We start from the raw sequence: 24,273 nt of genomic DNA on the forward strand, positions 1-24,273 counted from the left end.
CCCGTGCTATAATAAAATAATATTTGTTTTCGAGTATGTTTATCCCCATCAAGAAGATGTCAGGCCGATGAGTTACTTCTCTATATTATCGGCGGTTTGGACACAATATCTTACGTTTTCTTGCAGTACTTATCCCTTTTATGAGATTAAATTCGAACATAGCATTCCGATTCACACTGGCGCGGCCACGGAGCCGCAAGGACAAAAGAGAGGTAGGGCTTTTGTCGTATTGGAAGGATTTCTCTCGCCACACGGCTGCTGGAAATAACAAGGAATAACGACACCCGTCTTGCTCACAGACGGCGGGGGATTAATATACCGATAAGACATGGCCCGCTGCTTCTCTGTTCTTCAGAGAAAGGCCCCATGTGTGGAACATAATTAGCGCCCGATAACCGCTGTCAGCGGATATCGGGCGCGTCTACGTTCTATGGACTTTTACCGGACAGATTCAGCGGCAGCAGGGCTGTGTACATAGCGTTCCACGAATTCGCCTACTGTGCGGATGTATGTGTTTTTATCCGTATCATAGGCAAGACCATGCCCCGCTCCATGCACCACCAGCTTCTCCTTCGGACTCTTACAGGCCTCATACAGCTCATTCATCATCGCATAAGGCACGAACTTATCCGCATCCCCGTGGATGAACAGAATTGGCACCTTGGCCTTGCGAACCTGCTTCAGCGCAGACGCCTCCCCGAAGGAATAACCGGCCCTCATCCGGGTCACCAGGCTGGCCACCGGCACAAACGGGAAGCTGGGCAGACGATACATCCGCTTCAGCTGATAGGACAGCTGTGCCTTGACCGAGGTGTAGCCGCAATCGGCGACAATCGCCTTGACCTGCGGAGGAAGCTCCTCGCCGGACGTCATCAGCACTGTGGCTCCGCCCATCGATACGCCATGCAGCACGATCTGCGCGTCCGGGCCGTTCTCCTGCAGGACGAATCCGATCCATTTCAGATAATCCCGGCGCTCCGGCCAGCCAAAGCCGATATAATCTCCTTCACTTTTCCCGTGTCCCCTGGCATCAGGCAACAGCACATTATACCCCAGGTTCTCATAATAGTTCTTGGCGGTCGCTCCCATATCCTTGGCCTTCCCGGAATAACCGTGGGCAACAATGACCGTCCGTCCCGCAGCACGTGCTGACGCCAGATAATAGCCTTGCAGCTTGAGCCCATCCTCAGACACCAGTTCTACCTCACGGAAGGTCTGCCGGGACACCCACTCCGCTCCTTCTCCCCACGAGGCTCCGGCCACCGGCGGCGGATCAATCTTAAGGTCTGGGGTCTTGGCCAGGAATTCCTTAGGGGCCCGCTTAATGGCTACTCCATAAAAATAGAATCCGGCATACCCCACCCCTCCGGCCACCACGATCAGCACCACAAGCAGGTATATCATCCACATCAACGTTCCTCCTTCAGTAAGCAACCATATTAATTTGAGCCTAGTATAGCATGGGAGTACGGCCAACTAAAAATACGACTGGGGCTACGGTAAGAGATTCAGCATGAATTTCTTTCTCTTCACAAACTTCAAATCCATTGTACTCTGCAAGACTCTTGGAACAAGCAGGTGGACTCTATTTAGCACACTCGCCTTCCCGCAGCAGATTGCATGTATGCTGTTTTCCACATACATTTGGTCCGCTGACTCTCTCACCGGCACATTGTATGTTGTTTTTCGCATACATTCTGTATCCGGGCACTTATTTCCAACGAAAAAAGAGCTACTTCCAGGAGAACGTCTTCTCCGAAAGCAGCCCTTGTCAAATCACAGGATCATTGTTTGTTTATATAAATCTCAGTTCCGGTCACTCATTTACGGTTGCTGTTTCTGGTGGTTCTTCTAAGAATCAAGCCCAGACCAGCGAGTGCCAAACCGGCAAAATAATAAGGTGCAGGACTGGATTCGCCCGTCTTCGGCAAGGTTCCATCCATAGGCACACCGCCTTGAGGAACCTCATCATCAATAAGGACTACATCGGGTGCCGGTTCTGCTGAAGGCGTTGGCTCCGGTGTTGCTGCTATTGGCGCAACCGCAATAGCCGGTGTCGGCGTTGATGCCGGTACTGTTGTAGCTATCGGAGTTGCTACAGGCCCAAGCGGCAGCGGATCATCATTCACAGCCACATCATTGCTCACGATAAATCCGATTATCGGAGTCGGCGTAGGCACTGGAGGGAAACTGAACGGCGGCGATGTTGGCGCTGGCGTTGTTACTGGTGTTGGATCTGGTGTCGGCGTTGGTGTCGGCTCTACCGTCGGTGTTGGTGTCGGCGTTGGTGTCGGCGTCGGCGTTGGTGTCGGCGTCGGTGTTGGTGTCGGCGTTGGTGTCGGCGTCGGCGTTGGTGTCGGTGTTGGTGTCGGTGTTGGTGTTGGTGTTGGCTCTGCCGTTGGCGTTGGTGTCGGCTCTACCGTCGGTGTTGGTGTTGGCTCTGCCGTTGGCGTTGGTGTCGGCTCTACCGTCGGTGTCGGTGTTGGCTCTGCCGTTGGCGTTGGTGTCGGTACTGCTGTTGGCGTCGGTGTTGGCTCTGCCGTTGGTGTTGGTGTCGGTTCTATCGTCGGCGTCGGTGTTGGCTCTGCCGTTGGCGTTGGTGTCGGCTCTGCCGTTGGCGTTGGTGTCGGCTCTGCCGTTGGCGTTGGTGTCGGCTCTACCGTCGGTGTTGGTGTTGGCTCTGCCGTCGGCGTTGGTGTCGGTTCTACCGTCGGCGTTGGTGTCGGCTCTACCGTCGGCGTTGGTGTCGGCTCTGCCGTTGGTGTTGGCGTAGGCACCGCTGTCGGTGTTGGTGTTGGTTCTACCGTCGGCGTTGGTGTCGGCTCTGCCGTTGGTGTTGGCGTTGGCTCTACCGTTGGTGTCGGTGTCGGTTCTACCGTTGGCGTTGGTGTCGGTACTGCTGTTGGCGTTGGTGTCGGTACTGCTGTTGGTGTCGGTGTCGGTACTGCTGTTGGCGTTGGTGTCGGTACTGCCGTTGGTGTTGGTGTCGGTACTGCCGTTGGCGTTGGTGTCGGTACTGCCGTTGGCGTTGGTGTCGGTACTGCCGTTGGCGTTGGTGTCGGTACTGCCGTTGGTGTTGGTGTCGGTACTGCTGTTGGCGTTGGTGTCGGTACTGCCGTTGGCGTTGGTGTCGGTACTGCCGTTGGTGTCGGTGTCGGTTCTACCGTTGGCGTTGGTGTCGGCTTCACGGTCGGCGTCGGTGTTGGCTTCACGGTCGGCGTCGGTGTTGGCTTCACGGTCGACGTTGGTGTCGGTACCGCTGTCGGCGTTGGTGTTGGCTTCACGGTCGGTGTTGGCGTCGGCTTCACGGTCGGTGTTGGTGTCGGCTTCACGGTCGGCGTCGGTGTTGGCTTCACGGTCGGCGTCGGTGTTGGCTTCACGGTCGGCGTTGGTGTTGGCTTCACAGTTGGCGTTGGTGTCGGCTTCACAGTTGGCGTTGGCGTCGGCTTCACAGTTGGCGTTGGCGTCGGCTTTACGGTCGGCGTTGGTGTTGGCTTCACGGTCGGCGTCGGCGTTGGCTTCACGGTCGGCGTTGGTGTTGGCTTCACCGTCGGCGTTGGCGTTGGCTTCACGGTCGGTGTTGTCGTCGGCTTCACGGTCGGCGTTGGCTTTGGAGTTGGGGTGCACACAGGTGTCGGGCTAGGTTTTACTGTGGGTGTAGGTTTCACTGTAGGTGTAGGCGTTACCGTTGGCGTTGGTGTTACCGTTGGCGTTGGCGTTACCGTCGGTGTAGGTTTCACTGTAGGTGTTGGTGTTACCGTCGGTGTAGGCTTCACAGTTGGTGTCGGCGTTACCGTTGGTGTTGGTTTCACTGTCGGCGTTGGCGTTACCGTTGGTGTTGGTTTCACAGTCGGTGTCGGCGTTTCCGTTGGTGTTGGTTTCACTGTCGGCGTTGCCGTTGGTGTCGGACTAGGTGTCGGTGTTGCGGTCGGCGTCGGACTCGGCGGCGGCCCCTCTCCCTCGTACAATCCCAGGTGCATCTCTACCCCGCCGCTAAAAGATTTTGCAATCAGGGTTCCGTACAGCTCTGCTCGGGCATAATGAACATCCGCTCTGGGTGCGAGAATGCTGCCATAGAAGGAGGTATTAGCGATATTCACCTCAGAAGCTTCGTAAAAGTTGAACAATACTTGACTGGCTCTGCCGTTATTCATTGAAAAGCTCGGCACATTGACTGTAGGCCCGCTTATATTAATAATCAGCGTAGCGTTCTGTGCAATGTTGAATTCAATATAGTTGGTCTTCGCCAGTGTCGAGGCATCCAAATGAACTACATTGAAACGATCCGGTGCACTTATCTTGAGCTGTCCATAATTGTTATTGCCGATCTCATTCGTGTCAGCCAAGGCCCCATACTCTGTGGAACGGGAGATCAGAGCCTGCTGCTCGGCTGCAAAATCAATCGGCTTCTCTTTCCTCTTAGTACCTATAATTTTAACCTGGGGCTCATTGACTGTAATGCTGTCCCCGTATACCACATTTCCGTAAATTTCTCCGCTACCCGAATGTTCAAAATTCTTGCCCGCAACCAGCACATCCGTAGGCGAAGCACTCCTGTATGCCCTGGCTACTCCGTAACCTCCGGTGAGGGTAATGTTCCCCGCCGCTGCCAGACGGCCTTCAATCTGATCACCGCCTTGTGTGAAATCCCCAAGAATAAAAGCATTAAAATTCCCTGCGACCCCCAAAACCGGTGTTGGCGTATAAGGAACCCCTGAAGCTGCTCTGACATCCGTGCCCCACGTAAAAGCACTGGATACGGTCAATAAGCCTGCCATAAGGATGGCGGCTGTTTTACGTACTCCTTTTTTCAATAGTCCACACCTCCTAGTTACTATTCTATGAATCTGTCACGCGACTATAACAACAAAAAGACCGCCAAGAAGGGTTAGCTTCACGGCGGCCGGACGACCCTAGTCTCAACTTTAGAGACAGTAGATTCCTGACTTTGCGTCCCGTTCTTTCGATCCGGTTTGCGTTTGTACATGATTTCGGTATGAAATTGGGAGTAACTTATGTAAATTCATCGTTGAGTCTATGACATTTGTTACTTTTGTACTAATTTCAGTTTATCCGCTCCCCCATCCTATTGTCAATCCATTCCCAGTATATTTTTTGAAATTATATTTTTCGATGGTTCCTCATTGATCCCTTGTACCATAAGGGTTCAGGGGCGAGTCTCTTTTTATTTATTGACGAAAAAAGTCGAGAAATCAGAAGATTGGCTGTAGCCGTTTGTCTCTCTTCCCTATAATAATATCAATTTATATTATTTAAATTTGATTCATTTGTCCTATTTTATAGCCCTCAGCTCAGCTCAGAAAAAAAGTGCCGCCCATAGGGACGACACCTGCTAATAGACTTCATATATTTTGAATAAAATGTCGCCTAGGCAGACCCGAACAGCTGAACCCAGCCAATCATCGATACCCAGAGCGGAACACTTAGAATGATCCCGAATACCAAACCACGGCGGAGACTTCCTTCATGACTCATTGCCATTCTCCTTTGAGCTGATTTATTTTTCAATCTTTAATCTTTAATATTTCAATTTTAATATAAAATAATTCATCTTATTTTTTTGTGAAATATATCACATTATTTGAGTTAATTTATAAAACCCATTGATTATTTTTTGAAGGATGAGTTACAATGCGAATATACGTTCTCTTTGAGGGGTTGAGAAGGATGCAAAGAGCAGAGAGCCAGGATAACCTGCTGGTCAAATCCTATATTTTGCTGCCGCTTATTCTATCCGCCTTCGAGCGGGATGCTTCTGCTATAGCCTCAGAGCTGCGCACGCCTGCGCCTTATCTGGAGGTAATCCAGTCGGCCGTCCATGCCGCTTCTGCTGATCTGCGGGAGGTCCGTGCCGGGATGCGCGCCCGTGGTCTGAAGGTCTATGAGCAGCAGCGGCTGGAGGCGGGTGTTGAAGCCAAATTCGTCTGCAGGGGTTATCACGAGCGGATGCTGCTGCTGGATGATGTGATTGCAGCCCAGGCCACTCTGCATATGCGCAGATACCTGGGTATGGAGAAGATGGAGCAGGGCTAACCAAAGAAGCCTGCCGCAAGCGGCAGACTTCTGCATGAAATGTTCACCCGGATGCGGTTACATTAACAACGTCCAATACCCGAGCGTGCCGCATATCACCACCACAGCTACCGGGTACAGGATTCTCCGGCTTACCTGATCCCTGAACGCAAGAAACAAACAAAGCATACAAAGCCATGCAATTAGAAGGCTTCCCATCTATTATGCATACGCTCCTTCCCGGCATTTCTGCCCCTCTCCAGCGGTAGACCGCCTCAGAGCACAACTATCCTTATATATAGGAAGATTTCCCGCCGAATATCCCAATTATACCAGCTGACAGCCAATCTGGAGCAATTTTTCTTCACATTGCCGTCAAGAAATTCACAATTCCTCTTCCAGCACAGGATATTCCCAGAAACCCAGACGTCCCTTAGCAGGGATGGGATGTACCAGCGGAACAACCTCCTCCAGCTTCCAGGCATACCTTCCTTCGGCATAATTGCCGAATACATATTCATTGCCGCCCGGCCAGCCTTGCTGCGCAAGCTCCGGCGTCACCTCACAGCAATCCGCAATGCGGCTGACTGCAATGATCTTGCCGGTTGGCAGGTTGTCCGCAGTGTAGCCGTAACGTGCCAGCAACGACTGATACGGCTCCGTCCGGCAGATCGCCTTATTCACCTGCATCCCGGCATGGATGGCTAACTCTCCCCGGTGGGCGGTCCGCCAGGTCCGGGTTTCGATTTGTTTTTCTCCCAGCGCAATTAACGTGGCCCACGGCTGGCGTATGGTCAGGCATTTCATAATGTAGCTTGCCTCCTCTGATGAACACCTTTTTACTCAGAATTACTATGGCCTTCTACGGGAAAGAATAATAGCTAAGAAGGGGGACTGACGGACTATGGGTAACGGATTAGATCAAGGGTACGGGGTATTAAAATGCAAATTATCCAATGAGAATATCATATATAAGCTAGGTGTCAAAAATAATCATATCCAGGTACTGGTTGAGGTTGAAGGTGATATTCATAAAAAGTACAGGGTGGCTATCAATATCAGATCAAGCGCTAAAGCGGAACATTTACCGGAGGACACTGCAAATCAGGTGCTTTATTATGTGGGCGAAGATTTCAAAGCGGAAGAAACGGCCCGTTGGCTCACGCTTGAATCCGGCTTCACGAAGATCACCTGGCATAACCGGAGCCTTGCCCTAGATTATATCAGGGGAAACCTGGTGATTCCCAGTAAGATGGTGGCTCTGCCTAATACGAACCAGGATGACAAGGAAGACAATGATCCCCACAACAATCTGTATGATAAAATCACCTCTTATCTCAAGGAGGCACAGGAACAGGATGCAACCCTGTACGTATTCGGCGAGCCTTGGGGACCCGAAGAGGATAAATCCGATAAATACTTCGGCTTCTCCCCTGGGCAGGGCGTCCATAATATTCATATGAACCAAGGCAATGCGGGCGGGTACGCCAGAGAAAATGGCACATGGCAAGACGGCGGAGTCCTTATTCATTTCGAGAATGAACACAGATGGGTGGCTATCTTCCTGGCCTTCCAGTCCCAATCCTGGTGTACTAACGACCAGGGAGATGCCACCAAGCCGGTTAGTGAATGTAATCATACCAATGCTTTGACATGAGCCAACACCAACGCATTAACCGCTGATACGGTATCCTTGGCATCCAGCTGTTCATCCAGCTTCAAATGAAGTTGTAAGGTAGAGACTGGTGAATGGTTAGCAGAAACGATGAGCTCAACCTCATGAGATGAGAGCACCTTCGCTTGCAGGATTTGCAGCCAGGGGATAAGATCCGGTACCGCTTTATCCTCCGAAGGACCGGTCTCCATGCCATCCACCCCAATAGGGGAATGCCCAGCGAAATACTCAATTCTGAGCACAGCATCAGAAGGGCGACTGTTCCTCTTCAAGGTCCTAGCCGCTTCGAGCTGATGACGGGAGGTTCGTTTACGACCGATAATTATATTCCACAAAACGATACACAGAGAGGGGATGAAGAAGCAGAGCACCGCCAACCAACCACTGGAGGTCTTAACATAGACGGTAAAAAAGAGGGCTGCGGATAGAATCGCAAGCAACCAGATGTAGATCTCCTGCCGCCATTTGGACTGGCGCTTCCCGGATGCTGGAGGAATGGACTGTGCTGGCTGAATATCAAGAGCTTGCTCCGGTTGAGCTGCCCTACGTTCTCTCCATGGCAAATGCTCCCCATTCAACATATAAACGTTATCGGCTGCTCCCTGCCAGACCTTCTCCTGCGAGGGATGCGGCGACTGCCAGAGGGTAACGTATTCTTGAATGTCTTTTAGATACAGGGCGGGATCGCCCGTGAATGAGAAATATTGCGAAAGCTCCAGATGAATAACGGCAGTAGAATAACGCTGTACATGGGTCGATAAGGTTACCAGCCACTCATGTACAGGAGTGGCAAGCGCTGGGAAATGGGCCAGCGTGCCGGGTAAGCTCAGGCGCAATTGCTCTGCAGCATCCGCCCATGGAATCTGCCATTGGAAGGCCTCGGAGAAATGCTCCCACTCAGGCAAATCCTCCACATCCGGTTGGTCCATATGGGGTTGAATCTTGCTCCAGGCTTGCATAAGCTGCCTGCTATAGCGCTGGAACTGGTCTTGGCTGACCAGACAAAACCATACTGGAGCGAGAAAATTATTCGTCTCGAAAGCTGTATTCTCATAATCAATCAAATCTGTATCGGCACTGGTAACACTCAGGAATGTCCGGTTTCCCATATAAGATCCTTGCCTCCTAGCATCCAACCCTATGCTCCCCACTTTACTTAACTAAAGGTTAGAAGAATGGTAGATGTTGATGCTTGCATAGAAAAAAGGCGCAGTTCCAAAAACCCGGAAACCCGCGCCACTATCGACTTTGTAAAGATGCTGGTGAAGGGAATTGAACCCCCGGCCTACGCATTACGAGTGCGTTGCTCTACCCCTGAGCTACACCAGCTTACAGACGTTTGCATCTGCCAAACAAAAAATATTATAACTCTTCCAGCGGAAAACGCAACCCCTTTTTCCGCTGGCTGCCGTGTCATCAGCCCTGCATCAGCCCCAGCCCGCGGAAATAATCCAGTGCAAGCTTAGCGCTCTCAAGAGAAGATACCTCATAGGCCTCCTGCTCCACAATATAATAGAGAATTCCGCTCTGCTCCGCGATCTCGAAGACGCTCCGGAAATCGACCTCTCCCTTTCCGAGATCAGTCTCCTCATTGTCTGCTCCGAAGTCCTTAATGTGAACCAGCGGAACACGGCCGGCGTACCGTTGCACATAATCTACGGGCCGGGCTCCGCCCCTGTATACCCACCCCAGATCGAACTCTGCCAGCATATGCTCCGCAGGAATCCGCTCCAGCCAGATATCGATGACCGCCTTGCCGTCAACTTTTGCGAATTCATAATCATGGTTGTGATAGCCATATTGCATTCCCGCTGCCCGGACCATCTCGGAGGCTTTCTCCAGGAATGGAATGATCCTCGTTACATCCTCTATAGTAGGGTTCGGAGGAAGCGGTGCCGACGGGGTGATTATATATTGCAGTCCGAGCTCTACCGCGTATTCAATCTCTTTGGCTAAGGCCTGTTCCATCTTATCCAGGCTGCTGAAGTCCAGACCTACATGCGCCGAAGGGGCTGCCAGGCCGAGTTCATCCAGCTTACGGCGCAGTTCCCCTGCAGATACACCGAAATAACCGGCGAATTCAACGGCCTGGTATCCCATCTCTGCCACCTTGGCCAGTGTGCCGAGGAAATCGTGCTCCGTCTGGTCGCGCAGTGTATACATTTGAATTCCGATCTGCTGTGCTGCTGTTGTCATGAAGAATCCGCTCCTTATCGTCATTTCTGATTGGATACTATATTCCCGCTACTTCCCCTGTAGCTTGCGCTCCACGGATTCCAGCTTGCTGCGGCTGGTCGAGGTCTTGTCGCGCCGGTCATCGATCTTGAGCGAGGTTGAGACTCTCTGCGCCCCGGCGGTGAACGGCGACTCATGCAGCGCTTCTACCGCAGCCAAAATCCGCGCTACCGGACCCTCAATAATCGTACCCATGGAAGTAAGCTCATAGGTAATGCCCTCCACCGTCTCCAGCACGCGCTGCATCTCGGCCACATAGCTGCTGAGACTGGTGCTGCCTGTCCCAACCGGAATAACGGTCACTTCGCCAATTGCCATTGTGAACTGCCTCCTAATGATCTGATGTGCCTGCCTCTTACTTATCCTCTTTATTGTAACGCTTCGCCAGGCTTGCTACAAATCACCTGCACCCTCTCTATTCTATTAATATCCGTCAAAATGATTACCAGGATTAGACGCACTCTATTTATGGATTCTTTGTGGCGTATTTTCGGAGATTTTATGAAAAATTCACGGCAGATTCAGAGGAAAGTTGTGGATTACCTGTGGACTAACTGTGGATCAGCTGTGAGTAAAAGCGCCGAACCCGCTCCCCGTGCGGGATTGCAAAAAATCATTTACAAACACAATATATTGCGGTAGCTTTAATAGATAACAACAAAATATAGTAGAAACGGGTGTTTCACCTCTTGTAATAGAGGTGCGACTTAATAGGGAAGCGCGGTGCAAAACCGCTGCGGTCCCGCCACTGTAACCGGATGCTCCCAGGGTGCGATGCCCAGGGCCGCATTCTCCGGATAATTGCCACTAAGGGGCGGAATAAGCCCCCCGGGAAGGCGCCGGAGGAGTTGCCGGAAGCCAGGAGACCTGCCTGTTTCGGTGGCACCGCTTAGACTCCTGCGAGGAACAGGGGAGGTGTCCGTATGCGGCCTGCAATAGCAGAGTTAGCCTTCCGTCATTCGGGTCAGAGGCTGCCGATACCTGAGGACGATCGGGGATTATTTTCAGGTATCGGCTCTGCGGAATATACAAGAACGGGCGTAAGCTATCGCCCTTGTGTCTGCTCGTATGTTCCACCCAGACCACAGGCAAATTTCCGTTTCCCGGATCTTTGCATCATGCATTCGGGCATTTCCGGCCTTCCCGGCTGGGGGTGCTTTTTTAACGCTTACAATACCCGAGAGGAGAGAGTTATATAATGACGCTGCTGGAGAAACGTTATAACGAAGGACAAGCTGCACAGGAGGATCTTTTGGAAGAGGTCATTCATCTGGGACGGGATATTATCGACAGCCGGGATCTGGATCTGCTGCGCGAGAATGCGAACCTGAACGGGGAGAGCTTCTCCGGCAAAATGAGCAAGTTCGGCAGTGAATACTCCAAATGGTATGCCCGCAATTTCACCATGCCTCCGCAGCTGGTACAGGCTACCCTGGATAATGTCGTCTATGTACATGACCTGGATCAATACGCCATCGGTACTACCAACTGCATCTTCATCCCGTTCGAACGGCTTCTCCGTGAAGGCTTCAACACCGGCAACGGCAGCGTACGGCCTCCCAACTCGATTATGACGGCGATGTCGCTGGTGGCGATTATTTTCCAGTCGCAGCAGAATGCGCAATACGGCGGCGTATCCGCCAACAAGCTGGATTATGACCTGGCTCCTTATGTGACCAAATCCTTCTCCAAGCTCTTCCGCAAAGGTCTGGAGTATTTCGAGGAGAACGCAGAGTGTTCGGAGCTTGGGGAGATTACGATGAGCCGCAGCGATCTGGCTGAGCAGTATCCGCGGGCCTTCCGTTTTGCCCTGAAGGAGACGCAGAGCGAGACCCTGCAGGCCGCAGAGAGTATGGTACATAACCTGAATACGATGTCCAGCCGCTCCGGCGGCCAGATTCCTTTTACCAGCATCAACTACGGCACCTGCACCTCCCCGGAGGGCCAGCTTGTGATCAGCTCGCTGCTGACGGCCACGATGAACGGACTGGGCAGCGGGGAGACGCCGGTGTTCCCGATTCAGATTTTCAAATGCAAGCAAGGCATCAACCAGCAGCCGGGTGACCCTAACTATGAGCTGTTCCTGAAGGCAGCGGAGTGCTCGGCGCGCAGATTGTATCCGAACTTCGCCAACCTGGACGCTCCGCTGAACATGCAGTATTACGATCCGGCTGACCCGGATACCGAGTTCGCTACGATGGGCTGCCGGACCCGTGTGCTCGGCGACCGCTTCGGACGCAACCATTGCTCCGGCAAAGGCAACTTGTCCTTCAACACGCTCAACCTGGTGCGTCTTGGTCTGGCTCACGGCACGATAACCGGCCGCCGCCTCGCTGCTGATGAAGAAGGGTTCTTCGACGACCTCAATCACTATATGGATATTGCGCTGGACGGCCTGCTGCACCGCTTCCGTATTCAGGCTTCCCAGAAGGCCAAAGCCTCCGATTTCATGATGCGTGAAGGCGTCTGGGAAGGCGGCGAGCAGCTTGCCCCTGATGACAGTGTAGGCGAACTGCTGAAGCACGGCAGCCTGTCACTGGGCTTCATCGGGATGGCGGAATGCATGAAGGCCATGTACGGCAAGCACCACGGCGAAGATATGGAGATTCACGCCAAGGCTGTAGCCATCGTCCGCCACATGCGTGAATATTGCGACCGCAAGAGCGAGGAGCTTAACCTCAACATCACCTTGTTTGCAACACCGGCCGAAGGTCTATCCGGCAAGTTCACGAAGATCGACCGCAAGGTGCTAGGCTCTATTCCTGGGGTAACCGACCGTGAATATTATACGAACTCGTTCCACATTCCGGTCTACCATGAACTGAGCGCAGCCAAGAAGATCAGCCTGGAAGCCCCGTTCCATGAATATTGCAACGCCGGAGCGATCTCCTATGTCGAGCTGAACGGCAATGCCCGGAGCAACCCTGCAGCCTTCGTCAAAATCATCAAATATGCGCTGGAGCAGGATATCAGCTACTTCAGCATTAACCATCCGATTGACCGCTGCTCCGGCTGCGGCTATGAAGGGGTCATCGGCACGAATTGCCCGACCTGCAATGCCCATGAGGATACCACCCATATCCGCCGTCTGCGCCGGGTTACCGGGTATCTGACCGGTGACTATCAGACCCGCTTCAATGCTGCCAAGCAGGCCGAAGTCCGGGACCGTGTTAAGCATCTATGAACATCTGCGGATATTACCCGGAGTCGATCAATGAAGGGGAAGGCCTGCGGGCCGTCCTCTTCATCAGCGGCTGCCGCCACCGCTGCCCGGGCTGCTTCAACCCGAAGACCTGGAACTTTAACTTCGGGGAAGTCTTCACCCCGGAGCGGCGGCGGGAGATCATAGAAGAGATTGCAGGCAATCCGCTGCTGGACGGCTTGACGCTGGCGGGCGGGGACCCTTTTTTCTCGGCTGAGGAGGCTGCAGACTTCATTCACGAGCTGCGCGCCGAGCTGCCGGGCTTCCCAATCTGGATCTATACCGGTTATACGTACGAGGAGCTTACGGCTTCCCCGGGCTCTGCGGAATGGAACCTGCTGGCCTTGTGCCAGGTCGTGATCGACGGACGGTTTGTCGAAGGACTCAAAGACCTTACCCTCTCCTACCGGGGAAGCAGCAACCAGCGGATCATCGATATTCCTGCGAGTCTTGCGGGAGATAGGGTTGTTCTGTGGGAGCCGGAGCTGAGCTTTCAAGGGGTATAAAAATAACAAAGGCACTAAACTCCCGCTACCGGGTAGTTTAGTGCCTTTTATTGGTTCGGACCGGGTACGGCTTATTGCCCTGCCTTACGTGCCACCTTATGCTCCGTCTCCTCTGCCAGCTCCTCCAGCACGCTGTTCAGACGCAGCTTCAGCTCTTCGGCCAGCTCAACTACGCCCTGGTCGTTACGCACCGCCTGCGAGTCTACGGCGTAGACGCCGCCAAGAATGTAGCGGGCACCCAGCACGGACAGTACCGGCTTCAGCGCATAGTCAATCGCCAGCAGATGCGCGAGGCTTCCGCCCATGAAGAGCGGCAGCACGATTTTGCCGGCCAGCCCTTTTTGCGGCACCAGATCCAGGAAGGTCTTCAGCACTCCCGTGTAAGAAGCCTTATATACCGGACTGACTACGATTACCGCATCAGCTTCCGCTACGAGCCCATTCGCCTTGACAATGGCTTCGCTCTCGAATTTCGTATGGATCAGATCCTCCGCAGGCAGCTCCGCCACATTGATCCGCTCCACTTCAAATCCGCGCTCCCGCAGGTCATTCTCTGCATACTCAATCACGGCATTGATCCGTGAGACCAGCGAGGGTGTTCCGTTAATTACGACTATTTTGGCCATTTCCGCACCTCTTCCGTCCGCATGATTAGGATAAACCGGGCTGCTTCGCCGGGCATCAATACTTTAAATTAGTAATAATCCTAGCAGAGTACAAGGAATATTGTCAAACCCCTCTTATGCTTGCAAACCGCTGCCGCTCTGGTTATAATAAACGGCAAACCTATATCCCGACCAGGCCAACGACCGGCATCCAACCGCGAGGCGTCTGCGACCGGAGCAGCTTCCTGTTCCCTAAGTTTACCGGGTTTCGCCCGTTACCGCGAAGACCAAAGAGGGCCTGATTCCACGCGCTGCAAAGCTGATATACGCGAATGAGGTCAACCTGGGTGGCACCGCGAGCTGACGCTCCTCGTCCCATGGATGAGGGCGTTTTTTGCGTTTTTTTACCCACACTTAAGGAGCGGATGCAGATGCTGGATATGAACTGGATCAGGGAGAATGAGGACATTGTACGGAAGACTGCCGAGTGGAAAAGATTGAAGTTCCCCCTGGAGGAACTTCTGGAGTGGGATGACCGGCGGCGGCTGGCCCGCCGGGAGACGGAGCAGCGGCGCGCGGAGCGCAACGCGCTGACGAAGGAGGTCGAGCGCCTGCTGCGCGGGGGCGACGTTTCGGGTGGCGAGCTGGCCAAGGAGCAGGTGCGGGTGATCAACGGCCAGCTGACTCTGCTGGAGGCGGAGCTTCTGGATGCGGAGCAGCGCTGCGGCGAGCTGCTGCTGGAAGCGCCGAATCCCGTGTCGGCGGATACGCCGATCGGGCCGGATGAGCGCGCGAATGTGGAGCTGCGGCGGCATGGCGCGCCGCCGGTCTTCGGGTTCCGCGCGCGGGACCATGTCGAGCTCGGAGAGCTGCACGACATCATCGACCTTCCGCGCGGCGTCAAAGCCGGAGGGCCCCGCAGCTATGTGCTGAAGGGGGCCGGGCTGCTGCTGCATCTTGCCGTGCAGCGGCTGGCCCTTGATGTGCTGATTCAGCGCGGCTTCACCGCGCTGGATGTGCCCGTGATCGTCCGGCCGGAAGCGCTGGAGCGGACCGGCTTCTTCCCCGGCGGCCGGGACCAGACCTACGAGCTGACAGGCGAGAAGCGCTGGCTGGCCGGGACCTCGGAGGTGTCGCTGGTCTCGCTGTACAGCGATGAGATTCTGGAGCTGGATCAGCCGCTGCGGCTGGCCGGGATGTCGGCCTGCTTCCGCCGCGAGGTGGGCTCGGCGGGCCGCGATGTGCGCGGGCTGTACCGGGTCCACCAGTTCTCGAAGATCGAGCAGGTGGTCATGTGCAAGAATGATCCCGCAGAATCGGAGCAGATACTCCAGGAGATTCTCGGCAATGCCGAGCATATTCTTCAGCTGCTGGAGCTGCCTTACCGGGTAGTCGCCGTCTGTAGCGGAGACATGGCGATGAAGACCCATAAGCAGTATGACATCGAGACCTGGATGCCGGGCAGAGAAGCTTACGGGGAGACCCACTCGGCTTCCAATCTGCTCGACTTCCAGGCCCGCCGCTCGGGCATCCGCTACCGTGATGAAGACGGGCGGCTGCAATACTGCCATACCTTGAACAACACAGCGGTCGCCACGCCGCGCATTCTGATTCCGCTGCTGGAGAACCACCAGCAGGAGGACGGATCGATCTACATCCCGCAGGCGCTGCGCCCGTATATGGGCGGGGCGGAGCGGATTGAACTCAAGTAACCTCACCTTAACCACCACCGGCTACTCATCCGCCGACTTCTGGGGGCATTCGGGGGACATTCAGGGCATTCGGGGACATTCAGGGGCAATACTGCCCCTGATTTTTGCCCTTACCTGAGCTTCACCCGTCCTACGCACCCTCCCGCTACACAATGTAATCGGTTTTTCGCATACATTCACCCGCTCGCCCCCGCACAGCCCCATTGTATACTGTTTTTCGCATACATTCGCCCGCTCGACCTCGCACAGCTCCGTTGTATACTGTTTTCCGCATACATCCAGTCCGCTCGCCTCCGCACAGCCCCATTGTATACTATTTTTCGCATACATTCGGTCCGATCACCCCCGCACAGGCCCATTGTATATTGTTTTTCACATATATCCGGCCCACTTGCCCCGCACCCTCCCGCCAGCACATTATTATCGGTTTTTAGCGCACCGAAGGCGTTGAGGGGAAAGTGGAACAGCGTTCCCCCACACTCAGGAGAGGAACGCTGTTTTAGCATATAAATAACATGTAGTTTACATGATTTTCAGAAAACATAACGAATTTCGTATAAACATAGTAAATTTTTATATATTTCATACATTTCCAACCATGGATTTATGCAAGTTTAACAAATATTGCCGAAAAATTGCGCTAGATTCATATTATCTCTATTATAATAGAGTACGAATGATATTTTATGGGGAGGTATACTCACATGAAACTTTCTTCACAATGCAGGAAGCCGCTCAGTCTATTCCTGGCGGTAGCATTGCTATTAACCGGGATGTTCCCGGCATTATCAGGAGGCTCAGGGACGGCCTCAGCAGAGCCGATTATAGCAGCCGACACTGCTGTAGCGACCCAAGCGCCCCCCGTTACTGCATCTCCCGCTTCGGGTACTAAGATTGGCACAGGCTCAACCATTACGCTAAGCACCCCGGTAACGGCAAGTGTGTATTACAGTGTCTACGCTAACAAGAGTGCTACCCCAGAAGTGGCAGACCAATTGTATACTGCCCCAATCATCGTTCATTCCGGTATTACCTCGCTTAAGATTACAGCCTACTCCTCAATACCTGATTCTGAGAAAGGTCCAACCTCCACTTTTGAATACAGCGTCGCCCCTGCACTGGCAGGTCTGAAGATTAACCAGATTCAAGGTGCAGGACATAGCTCCCCTTACGCGGACAAGATGATCACTGATATCAAGGGAATTGTTACCTACATCAAGGATGCGGACAGCTTCTACATTCAGTCTGCAGCCGCTGATATGGATACAGATATCAAGACCTCGGAAGCTATTCAAATCTATCAAAAAGGAAAAAGCAGCACCGTTAAACCAGGCGATGCTGTAACGGTAGACGGAGTAGTCAAGGAATTCGGCCGCTCTGGGCAGTTATCCACTACACAGATCACTGCTACCCAGACAACGGTTATCAGCAGCGGTAATCCGCTTCCGGCCCCAACCCTGCTGGGCACCGGCGGACGCCTCATCCCAACGGCCGTGATCGATGATGATGGTCTGAATCCGGCCAAGTTCGAGCCGGCCACCGATGCCATAGACTTCTATGAGAGTCTGGAAGGCATGCGGCTGGAGATTGCCAAGCCGACCACTGTGGGCCCGGCAGTCTACTATGCTTCCAGCAGTACTTTTGAAATCCCAGTGGTGACCGTCAACGGTACGGGCAACACGACTGAAGTGACTTCCCCTGCCGGCGGGCTGGTACTGACGGGTGCCGACTTTAACCCGCAGCGCCTCATACTCTCTGTGAAGACCGCTCCGGTACTCACTACAGGCCAACAATTCCTGGGCAATGTCACCGGTATTCTGACCTATGATTACGGCAAATTCCTGATTTCTACGGAAACAGACGGCCTGCCGGATGTCTCCCCAAGCAAGCTGAAGAGAGAAGTGACTTCGCTCTCCCCGGGAGATGCGGATAAGCTGAATATCGCTTCTTTTAACATTGAGAACTTCTCCCAGCATAATGATCCCGCCAAAATCGCCAATGTCGCCAAAGATATCGTGGTCAATCTCAAAACACCCGATATTATCGGCCTGACAGAAGTGCAGGATAATGATGGAACCGGCAAAGGCGGAACGGATGCCAGCGAGAGCTACACAGCGCTGATTGCTGCCATTGCAGCTGTTGACGGCGGTGCATCTAACTATGGTTACACGGATATCGCACCGCTGAACAACCAGGATGGCGGTGTTCCGGACGGCAATATCCGCTCCGGCTTCCTGTACAATATGAACCGCGTCTCGCTGAAGCCGGGCACACCTGGTAATGCTACTGACGCTGTAAGCTATACCGCTGGTTCCGGCCTCACCCTGAATCCGGGCCGCATCGACCCCGGCAATGAAGCCTTCAAGGAGTCGCGCAAGCCGCTGGCTGCCGAGTTCATCTTCGGGGGCAAAGAAATCATCGTGATTGCGAATCACTTCAACTCCAAGAGCAGTGACAACTATCTGTTCGGTTCCGTACAACCTCCGGTCTTCTCGACTGAAGTTCAGCGGGCCAAGATCGCCAAGGTGGTAGGCAGCTTCGCTGAGGATGTGCTTCAGAAGAACCCGGCGGCAAATCTTGTCGTGCTCGGCGATCTGAATGACTTCCAGTTCTCAGACACGCTGAATATCCTCAAGGGCAGCGCACTTACGAATCTTGTAAATACCCTGCCGCTGAATGAACGGTATTCCTACAACTTCCAGGGCAACTCCCAGACGCTGGATCATATCCTCGTCAATAACCGGCTGGCTTCTGCCAGCAAGCTTGATATCGTGCATATTAATGCCGATTACGCAGATCCGGGAGATTATCCGCAAGGTACTGTATCTGATGCAGACGGCATCCGGATCAGTGACCATGATCCGCTGCTCGCACAGATTGACTTCGGCGGGGCAGATTTCAATCTGCGCGTCCTGCATACGAACGATACCCATAGCCATCTGGAGAATATCACCAAGCGGACCTCAGCCATCAGCAGCGAACGGACAGGCAATACGGTGCTGCTGGATGCGGGTGACGTCTTCTCCGGAACTCTGTATTTCAACCAGTTCAAGGGTCAGGCAGACATCAAGTTCATGAATCATATCGGCTATGATGCGATGACCTTCGGCAATCATGAGTTTGATATGAATAAGGAGAATCCGGAAATTCTGCGGAATTTCGTGACGGCAGCCAAGTTCCCTTTTGCCAGCTCCAATATTGATTTCACTACGAAGAACAGTGAGCTTGCCGACCTGTATCATGAGGTGACTGGTATTCTTGAGACCGATGAGTCCAAAAGTACCGCCAAAGACGGTCATATCTATCCTTCCGTCATCAAGGACGTATATGGAGAGAAGATCGGAGTCTTCGGCTTGACGACTGAGGATACTGTAGGCCTCGCATCTCCCGGTGACAAGATTATTTTCAAAGATCATATAGAAAGCGCGAAGCGGACCGTCCAGGCGCTTGAAGCCCAGGGCATCAACAAGATTATCGCCGTCACCCATCTGGGGTACACCGTGGATCAGGAGCTGGCCAAGGCTGTTCCGGGGATCGACATTATCGTCGGCGGACATTCCCACACGAAGATCGACAACCCGCCAACTCCTGTGGTGATTGCAGGGACGGACAAGAAGGTCCTGATTGTACAGACCGGCGAGTACAGCCAGTTCCTCGGTGAGCTTGACGTTACCTTCGATAAGAACGGTGAGGTTAAGGCATACCAAGGTAAATTGCTGGATGTTAACCTGTTCGGTGAAGATGCTGCTGCCAAAAAAATTCTTGCCCCATACGATGCCGAACTAGAAACGGTTCGAAGCCAGGTGGTAGGTTACTCGAACGTTGACCTCTACACCAACCGCGACATTGACGGGAAATCCGTCCGCGTAGTGCGTAAGGAAGAGACGCCAATCGGCAACATGATTGCTGACAGTATTGCGGAGAAAGTAACCGAGCTAATGCCTAACTTCGTCTCCAAGGAGGACCAGAGTACGATCAAAGGGGTCGTCGCCATCCAGAACGGCGGAGGCATTCGTGCAGCAATTGACAAGGGCGATATTACGATGGGTGAGGTGTTGACCACACTCCCATTCAATAACAGTCTGGCAGCCCTGAAGGTCACCGGCGCAGAAATTATCTCCTCCCTAGAGAACGCAGTCAGCGGCCTGGAATCTGACCAGGGACGTTTCGCCCATGTCTCGGGGATGAAATACACGTATGACTCTACCAAGAAGCCGGAGATTATAGATTCATTAACCGGCAAGGTCACGCAAGCGGGAGAACGCATAATCTCCGTTGAAATCAAACAGGCAGACGGGTCTTACCTGCCGATTGATCCGGCAGGCTATTATATTCTGTCTACGAATTCCTTCATGGCAGGCGGCGGGGATTTCTACCGTGCACTGGCCTCAGCCAAGGCAGACGGACGTTATTACGAGCTGGGTCTTCCTGACTTCGAAGTTCTGCTGGCCTATCTGAAGAAACACCTTCAGGTGACCTCCAGCGTTGAAGGACGGATCACCGATCTGAAGGGTGCCGCTCCAAACCCAAGTCCGACTACAACACCAGCACCAACCACCAATCCGGGTGGATCTAATCCGGGAGGCTCCGGAGGAGTGACGCCTACAGCAACGCCTGCTCCAAGTCCGACTCCGGCTTCAAGTGCAGCAGCGCCGCAGATTACCACGTTTACAGCAGCGGAGCTTACCGCTCAGTTTGCAGCCTTGCCTGCCGGTACTAATGAGCTGAAGCTCCCGCTCACAGCTTCAGCAGGCGGCGCACAGGCTGTGCTGCCAGGCAATGTGCTGGTGCAGCAGGCTGCGGCCCATCCGGACACAGTGCTGACCTTCATCTCTACCGGCGGTGCTTCCTATTCCCTGCCGCTGGGTCTTATTAACGGAACGGCTCTGGCTGCCCAGCTTGGCACTAGTGAATTCACGGTTACCGTCTCTCTGCTTCAGGCGGGTAACGCTATACTTGACAGCCTGAACAAGGCTATCGCAGTGCATGCCGGCAGTGTTACTGTGGCGGCGCCCGTGATTGAATTCAGCATCACTGCCCAGGCCGGCGGCAAGAGCGTACCTCTAAACAGCTTCGGCAGCACTTATGTGAAGCGGACCCTCACGGCCACCGGGGCACTTGATGCCAAGGGTGCGACCGGTGTTGCCTTTGACCCGGCCACAGGCAAGCTATCCTTCGTGCCTTCGGTCTTTGGTAATCCGGCAGACGGGCATACGGAAGTAACGCTTAAGCGCAACAGCAACAGCTATTATACTGTGGTGAAGTCGTCCAAGACCTTCGGTGACACTACCGGGCACTGGGCACAATCGGCCATTGAGCTGCTGGCCTCGAAGCTGGTGATTACCGGCACCAGCGCCGCCGCTTTCTCACCTGCCCAGTCCATAACACGGGCAGAGTTCGCAGCCTTGATCACCCGCTCGCTGGGGCTTGCACCGGCAGCAACAGGAACATCCTTCAGTGATGTCCATGCTGGCGCATGGTACACGGATGCTGTACAGACAGCAGCAGCCGCGGGTCTGATTACCGGTTATACCGATGGCAGCTTCAAGCCGGGCAGTCCAATTACCCGGCAGGAGATGGCAGCCGTCCTGTCCAAAGCCATGAAATACACCGGCAAGACCCTGACGGCCGATCCGGCTGTACTGGCTAAATTCCGCGATGCCTCAAGCATCCCGGCCTGGTCCAGAGCAGCGGTAGCAGAGATCGCCGCCGCAGGCATCATCCAGGGTACCCCTGATGGTGCGTTCGCTCCGGCGAAGCTGGCTACCCGTGCGGAAGCGGCTACGATGCTGGAGAAGACCTTGAAGTCCCTGCAATTCATTAACTAACGCACGCACGCTACAGCGTTATACGAGGTTTAAATCAGTAAAGGCGGTTCCCAAGGCGCATGATGCGCTGCGGGAACCGCCTTTTTTCTTGAATAATAAGATTTGCCAAACCACAAAAGTTCGTTTATGATAAAACAAATTTAAGTTCTATGTTTATAGAACTTTTTTTTGATTCCAAGCTCAGTTATCCTTCACTATCTATTATCTCTGTTATATCTAACCCCACTACACCAGAAAGCAGGAATTTCTTATGGATTATAAAGTAACAGTGGACTTCGCGCCTGTCTATGAATGCATTACCAGCCTGAACGCTTTTATCGGCAAGCAAAATCATACGGCTATGGATGCCGGGACCTCCTGGGTCCGCCAGGTCCAGACGCAGTTTGCCCCTGTCATGCTCCAGCGCATGAAGGAAGTGCTGAAGCTCACCGATAATTTCAGTCTCTCCCCCTACATCTGGAGCTGTCCCGGAGAGCGTACGCCGGAGGAGTTCCTGCATTGGTTCGAAGCGCTGTCTCCGGGGGAGCTCTACGACATTGCAGGGCAGTTCGGGCAGAGTGTGCCTGCGAATCTTGCCGGGCTGCGGGATGCTGCGGCTGAAGTAATCAGGGTATGGAATGACAGCTATTTCAGCAGCATTGATCCGGCCATTATAGAAGGGCTGCGGCAGGAGGCCGATGCACGAGCAGCGATGCTAGACGGCACGAATGATATGGCCATCTACGAGGCAGCCACCGAAGGGATGCGGCTCTATCCGTCGGAGACGCTGAAGCAGGTTATTATCACTCCGCAATATCATGCCCGTCCGCTGGTCATCTCCTCTCAATATGATGAGTTTGTGTTCACCAGCTACTCTTGTGATGCGCTTCCCCCCGGAGAAGGACGGCCCGCTGCCGCGCTGCTGCGGCTTACCCGGGCATTGTCGGATGAGACCCGGCTGTTCATTCTCCGGCAGCTTACCGAACGTCAGATGAATTTCACGGAGATTGTGAAGGCAGTCCAGCTGTCCAAAAGCACGATCCACTACCACCTGATCGCGCTGCGCGCAGCAGGTCTGGTCATCGTTCACACCAGCGGCAAAAGTGTCTCCTACAGCCTGCGGCTGGAGGCGCTGGACGATCTGCCCGGACATATTGAGGACTATCTGAAGGGGTGAGCGGGTTGCAGAAACGGAGCTATTACGGATTGTTATCCACGGTTTCACTCAGCGCCTTCGGCGATGCCTTTGGGCTGCTGGCCATGGAGTGGCTGGTCTATGACCTGACTGGCTCCAAGGTGGCGATGGGGGCGCTTGCACTCAGCTCCATGATTCCCGAGCAGGTGCTGCGCCTGCTCGGCTCGCCGCTATCCGACCGGCTGCCCCGCGTGCGGTTCATGGCCTGCCTCGCCGTGCTTCGGCTGCTGGCGCTCCTGCTTCCGCTCGGCATGGGACTCGCCGGGCATCTCCAGCTCTGGCAGCTGTTCGCTGCTGCCAGCCTGAGCGGCGCCTGCTCCGCGCTGTTCCTGCCGACGGCCATGGCCGTCATCCCCGGCGTTGCCGGGACCGGCAAGCTGATGCGCGCCTTCGCGATCATTGACGGCTGCAAGGGTGCCGCCGCGCTGCTCGGACCGGCGCTTGCCGGCATCCTGACCGCAGCCAGCGGCGCCTTGCCTGCACTCGGGGTCAACGCCGTCTGTTACATAGCTGCGATTGCCATGCTACTGTGGCTGCCCCGGATGGGCAAGCCCGCCGGTCCGCCTGCCGCTGCCGCCTCCAGATCCGGCTATCTGCGGGAGGTGGCCGAAGGCTTCTCATTCTACCGGCGGTTCCCCGCCATGCTGACGATCATGATGATGGCTGCCGTCAGCAATCTTAGCTCCACAGCCATATGGACGATGATGGTCCCTTATGTCCGCGAGGTGCTGCACCGCGATGCGGCGGCTGTAGGCACGCTGTCTACAGCCTCTGCGCTTGGGTATCTCACCGGACTCGGGGTCATCTCTATCTTGGGCGAGATTAAGCGGCGGCGCGCTGTCATGCTGGGCAGCCTGGGCTTGTCAGGCATCGTCACCATGCTGTGGGGCTTCATCCCCAGCTATGCCTTCGCCTTGTTCGCCGTATTCGCTGCCGGACTGATGGGGCCCTTCTTCAGCTCCCTGAGTTCCTCCCTGCACGGGCGGCTCGTGCCCGGCCAGCTTCAGGGCCGGGTCAACTCGGTCCGCTTCCTGATTGGCGGGAGCCTGTCGCCGATTGGCGCCCTTGCAGCCGGTGCGGTCGCCGAGCTGTATGGGGTTCCTGTTCTTTTGCTTGCCGCAGGCCTGCTTCCGGCGCTCTACGCCGGGGTGGCCCTGCGCCTGCCCGGCCTTAAGGCGCTGGACGGCGACCTGTCTGTCCTGGAGCAGCGGGACCGCCAGCGCCAGGAGGCTGCATTGACGGGCAAGATCTCCATGTAGATGGACCTCAAGGAGCTGGCAGCGTTGCATTTCATGCAGGATGT

At 54.4% G+C, this 24,273-nt stretch carries 15 protein-coding genes, 1 tRNA gene and 2 riboswitches; of the genes, 8 read left to right on the top strand and 8 right to left on the bottom strand.

The annotated features are described in order from the left end of the window. Positions 1–438: 438 nt before the first annotated feature. A complete protein-coding gene (locus tag NSS64_RS26190) occupies positions 439–1,404 on the bottom strand; it encodes an alpha/beta hydrolase (protein WP_341142905.1) in 966 nt (321 codons plus the stop codon). Positions 1,405–1,820: 416 nt separating this feature from the next. Further along, entirely contained in the window at positions 1,821–4,814 is a 2,994-nt protein-coding gene (locus tag NSS64_RS26195) for a choice-of-anchor A family protein (protein ID WP_341142050.1), read from the bottom strand. A gap of 81 nt (positions 4,815–4,895) precedes the next feature. Beyond that, a riboswitch (cyclic di-GMP riboswitch) is annotated at positions 4,896–4,988 on the bottom strand. A 700-nt stretch (positions 4,989–5,688) separates the two neighbouring features. Between NSS64_RS26195 and NSS64_RS26200 the strand changes: the two genes are divergently transcribed. Continuing rightward, complete coding sequence (locus tag NSS64_RS26200; protein ID WP_341142051.1) at positions 5,689–6,054, top strand: hypothetical protein; 366 nt, start codon at positions 5,689–5,691, stop codon at positions 6,052–6,054. A gap of 363 nt (positions 6,055–6,417) precedes the next feature. Here NSS64_RS26200 and NSS64_RS26205 read toward each other — a convergent pair whose 3' ends face one another. After that, positions 6,418–6,840, bottom strand: coding sequence for an ASCH domain-containing protein (locus NSS64_RS26205; protein ID WP_340945030.1), 423 nt, complete (start codon positions 6,838–6,840; stop codon positions 6,418–6,420). Positions 6,841–6,937: 97 nt separating this feature from the next. On the opposite strand from NSS64_RS26205, the gene NSS64_RS26210 reads away from it, so the two are divergent. Continuing rightward, positions 6,938–7,690 carry a YukJ family protein gene (locus NSS64_RS26210; protein ID WP_341142052.1) on the top strand — a complete coding sequence of 251 codons (753 nt, stop codon included), beginning with the start codon at positions 6,938–6,940 and terminating at the stop codon, positions 7,688–7,690. Here the strand turns inward: NSS64_RS26210 and NSS64_RS26215 are convergent. The 4 genes from NSS64_RS26215 to NSS64_RS26230 form a co-directional block, all read right to left on the bottom strand. After that, on the bottom strand, positions 7,669–8,817 hold the full coding sequence (locus NSS64_RS26215) for a hypothetical protein (RefSeq protein WP_341142053.1): 1,149 nt from the start codon (positions 8,815–8,817) through the stop codon (positions 7,669–7,671). The genes NSS64_RS26210 and NSS64_RS26215 overlap by 22 nt on opposite strands. Before the next feature lie 148 nt (positions 8,818–8,965). Beyond that, positions 8,966–9,037: transfer RNA gene (locus NSS64_RS26220), tRNA-Thr, on the bottom strand. A gap of 87 nt (positions 9,038–9,124) precedes the next feature. Continuing rightward, a complete protein-coding gene (locus NSS64_RS26225; RefSeq protein WP_341142054.1) occupies positions 9,125–9,904 on the bottom strand; it encodes a sugar phosphate isomerase/epimerase family protein in 780 nt (259 codons plus the stop codon). A gap of 48 nt (positions 9,905–9,952) precedes the next feature. After that, complete coding sequence (locus NSS64_RS26230) at positions 9,953–10,261, bottom strand: MTH1187 family thiamine-binding protein (RefSeq protein ID WP_340990856.1); 309 nt, start codon at positions 10,259–10,261, stop codon at positions 9,953–9,955. A 340-nt stretch (positions 10,262–10,601) separates the two neighbouring features. Further along, positions 10,602–10,832, top strand: a riboswitch (cobalamin riboswitch). Positions 10,833–11,141: 309 nt separating this feature from the next. Here NSS64_RS26230 and NSS64_RS26235 point away from each other — a divergent pair. Together NSS64_RS26235 and nrdG are read left to right on the top strand one after the other, a co-directional pair. Continuing rightward, positions 11,142–13,127 carry an anaerobic ribonucleoside triphosphate reductase gene (locus NSS64_RS26235; RefSeq protein WP_341142055.1) on the top strand — a complete coding sequence of 662 codons (1,986 nt, stop codon included), beginning with the start codon at positions 11,142–11,144 and terminating at the stop codon, positions 13,125–13,127. Continuing rightward, positions 13,124–13,651: an anaerobic ribonucleoside-triphosphate reductase activating protein gene (gene nrdG / locus NSS64_RS26240; RefSeq protein WP_341142056.1), complete on the top strand. Its 528-nt coding sequence runs from the start codon at positions 13,124–13,126 to the stop codon at positions 13,649–13,651. Before NSS64_RS26235 ends, nrdG begins: the two co-directional genes overlap by 4 nt. Before the next feature lie 71 nt (positions 13,652–13,722). Here the strand turns inward: nrdG and ssuE are convergent, their stop codons facing one another. Further along, on the bottom strand, positions 13,723–14,277 hold the full coding sequence (gene ssuE, locus NSS64_RS26245) for an NADPH-dependent FMN reductase (RefSeq protein ID WP_341142057.1): 555 nt from the start codon (positions 14,275–14,277) through the stop codon (positions 13,723–13,725). 410 nt (positions 14,278–14,687) lie between these two features. On the opposite strand from ssuE, the gene serS reads away from it, so the two are divergent. The 4 genes from serS to NSS64_RS26265 all read left to right on the top strand — a co-directional run bounded on the left by serS (position 14,688) and on the right by NSS64_RS26265 (position 24,229). Next, positions 14,688–15,968 (top strand): serine--tRNA ligase, encoded by a 1,281-nt coding sequence (gene serS / locus NSS64_RS26250; RefSeq protein WP_341142058.1) that lies wholly within the window; start codon positions 14,688–14,690, stop codon positions 15,966–15,968. Positions 15,969–16,672: 704 nt separating this feature from the next. Further along, entirely contained in the window at positions 16,673–21,796 is a 5,124-nt protein-coding gene (locus tag NSS64_RS26255; RefSeq protein ID WP_341142059.1) for an S-layer homology domain-containing protein, read from the top strand. Positions 21,797–22,046: 250 nt separating this feature from the next. Next, positions 22,047–22,952: an ArsR/SmtB family transcription factor gene (locus NSS64_RS26260; protein ID WP_341142060.1), complete on the top strand. Its 906-nt coding sequence runs from the start codon at positions 22,047–22,049 to the stop codon at positions 22,950–22,952. 5 nt (positions 22,953–22,957) lie between these two features. Then, entirely contained in the window at positions 22,958–24,229 is a 1,272-nt protein-coding gene (locus NSS64_RS26265; RefSeq protein WP_341142061.1) for an MFS transporter, read from the top strand. Positions 24,230–24,273 lie beyond the last annotated feature (44 nt).

Origin of the sequence: Paenibacillus sp. FSL H8-0122 (genome assembly GCF_038005345.1) — a bacterium.
Lineage (GTDB): Bacteria > Bacillota > Bacilli > Paenibacillales > Paenibacillaceae > Paenibacillus_AQ.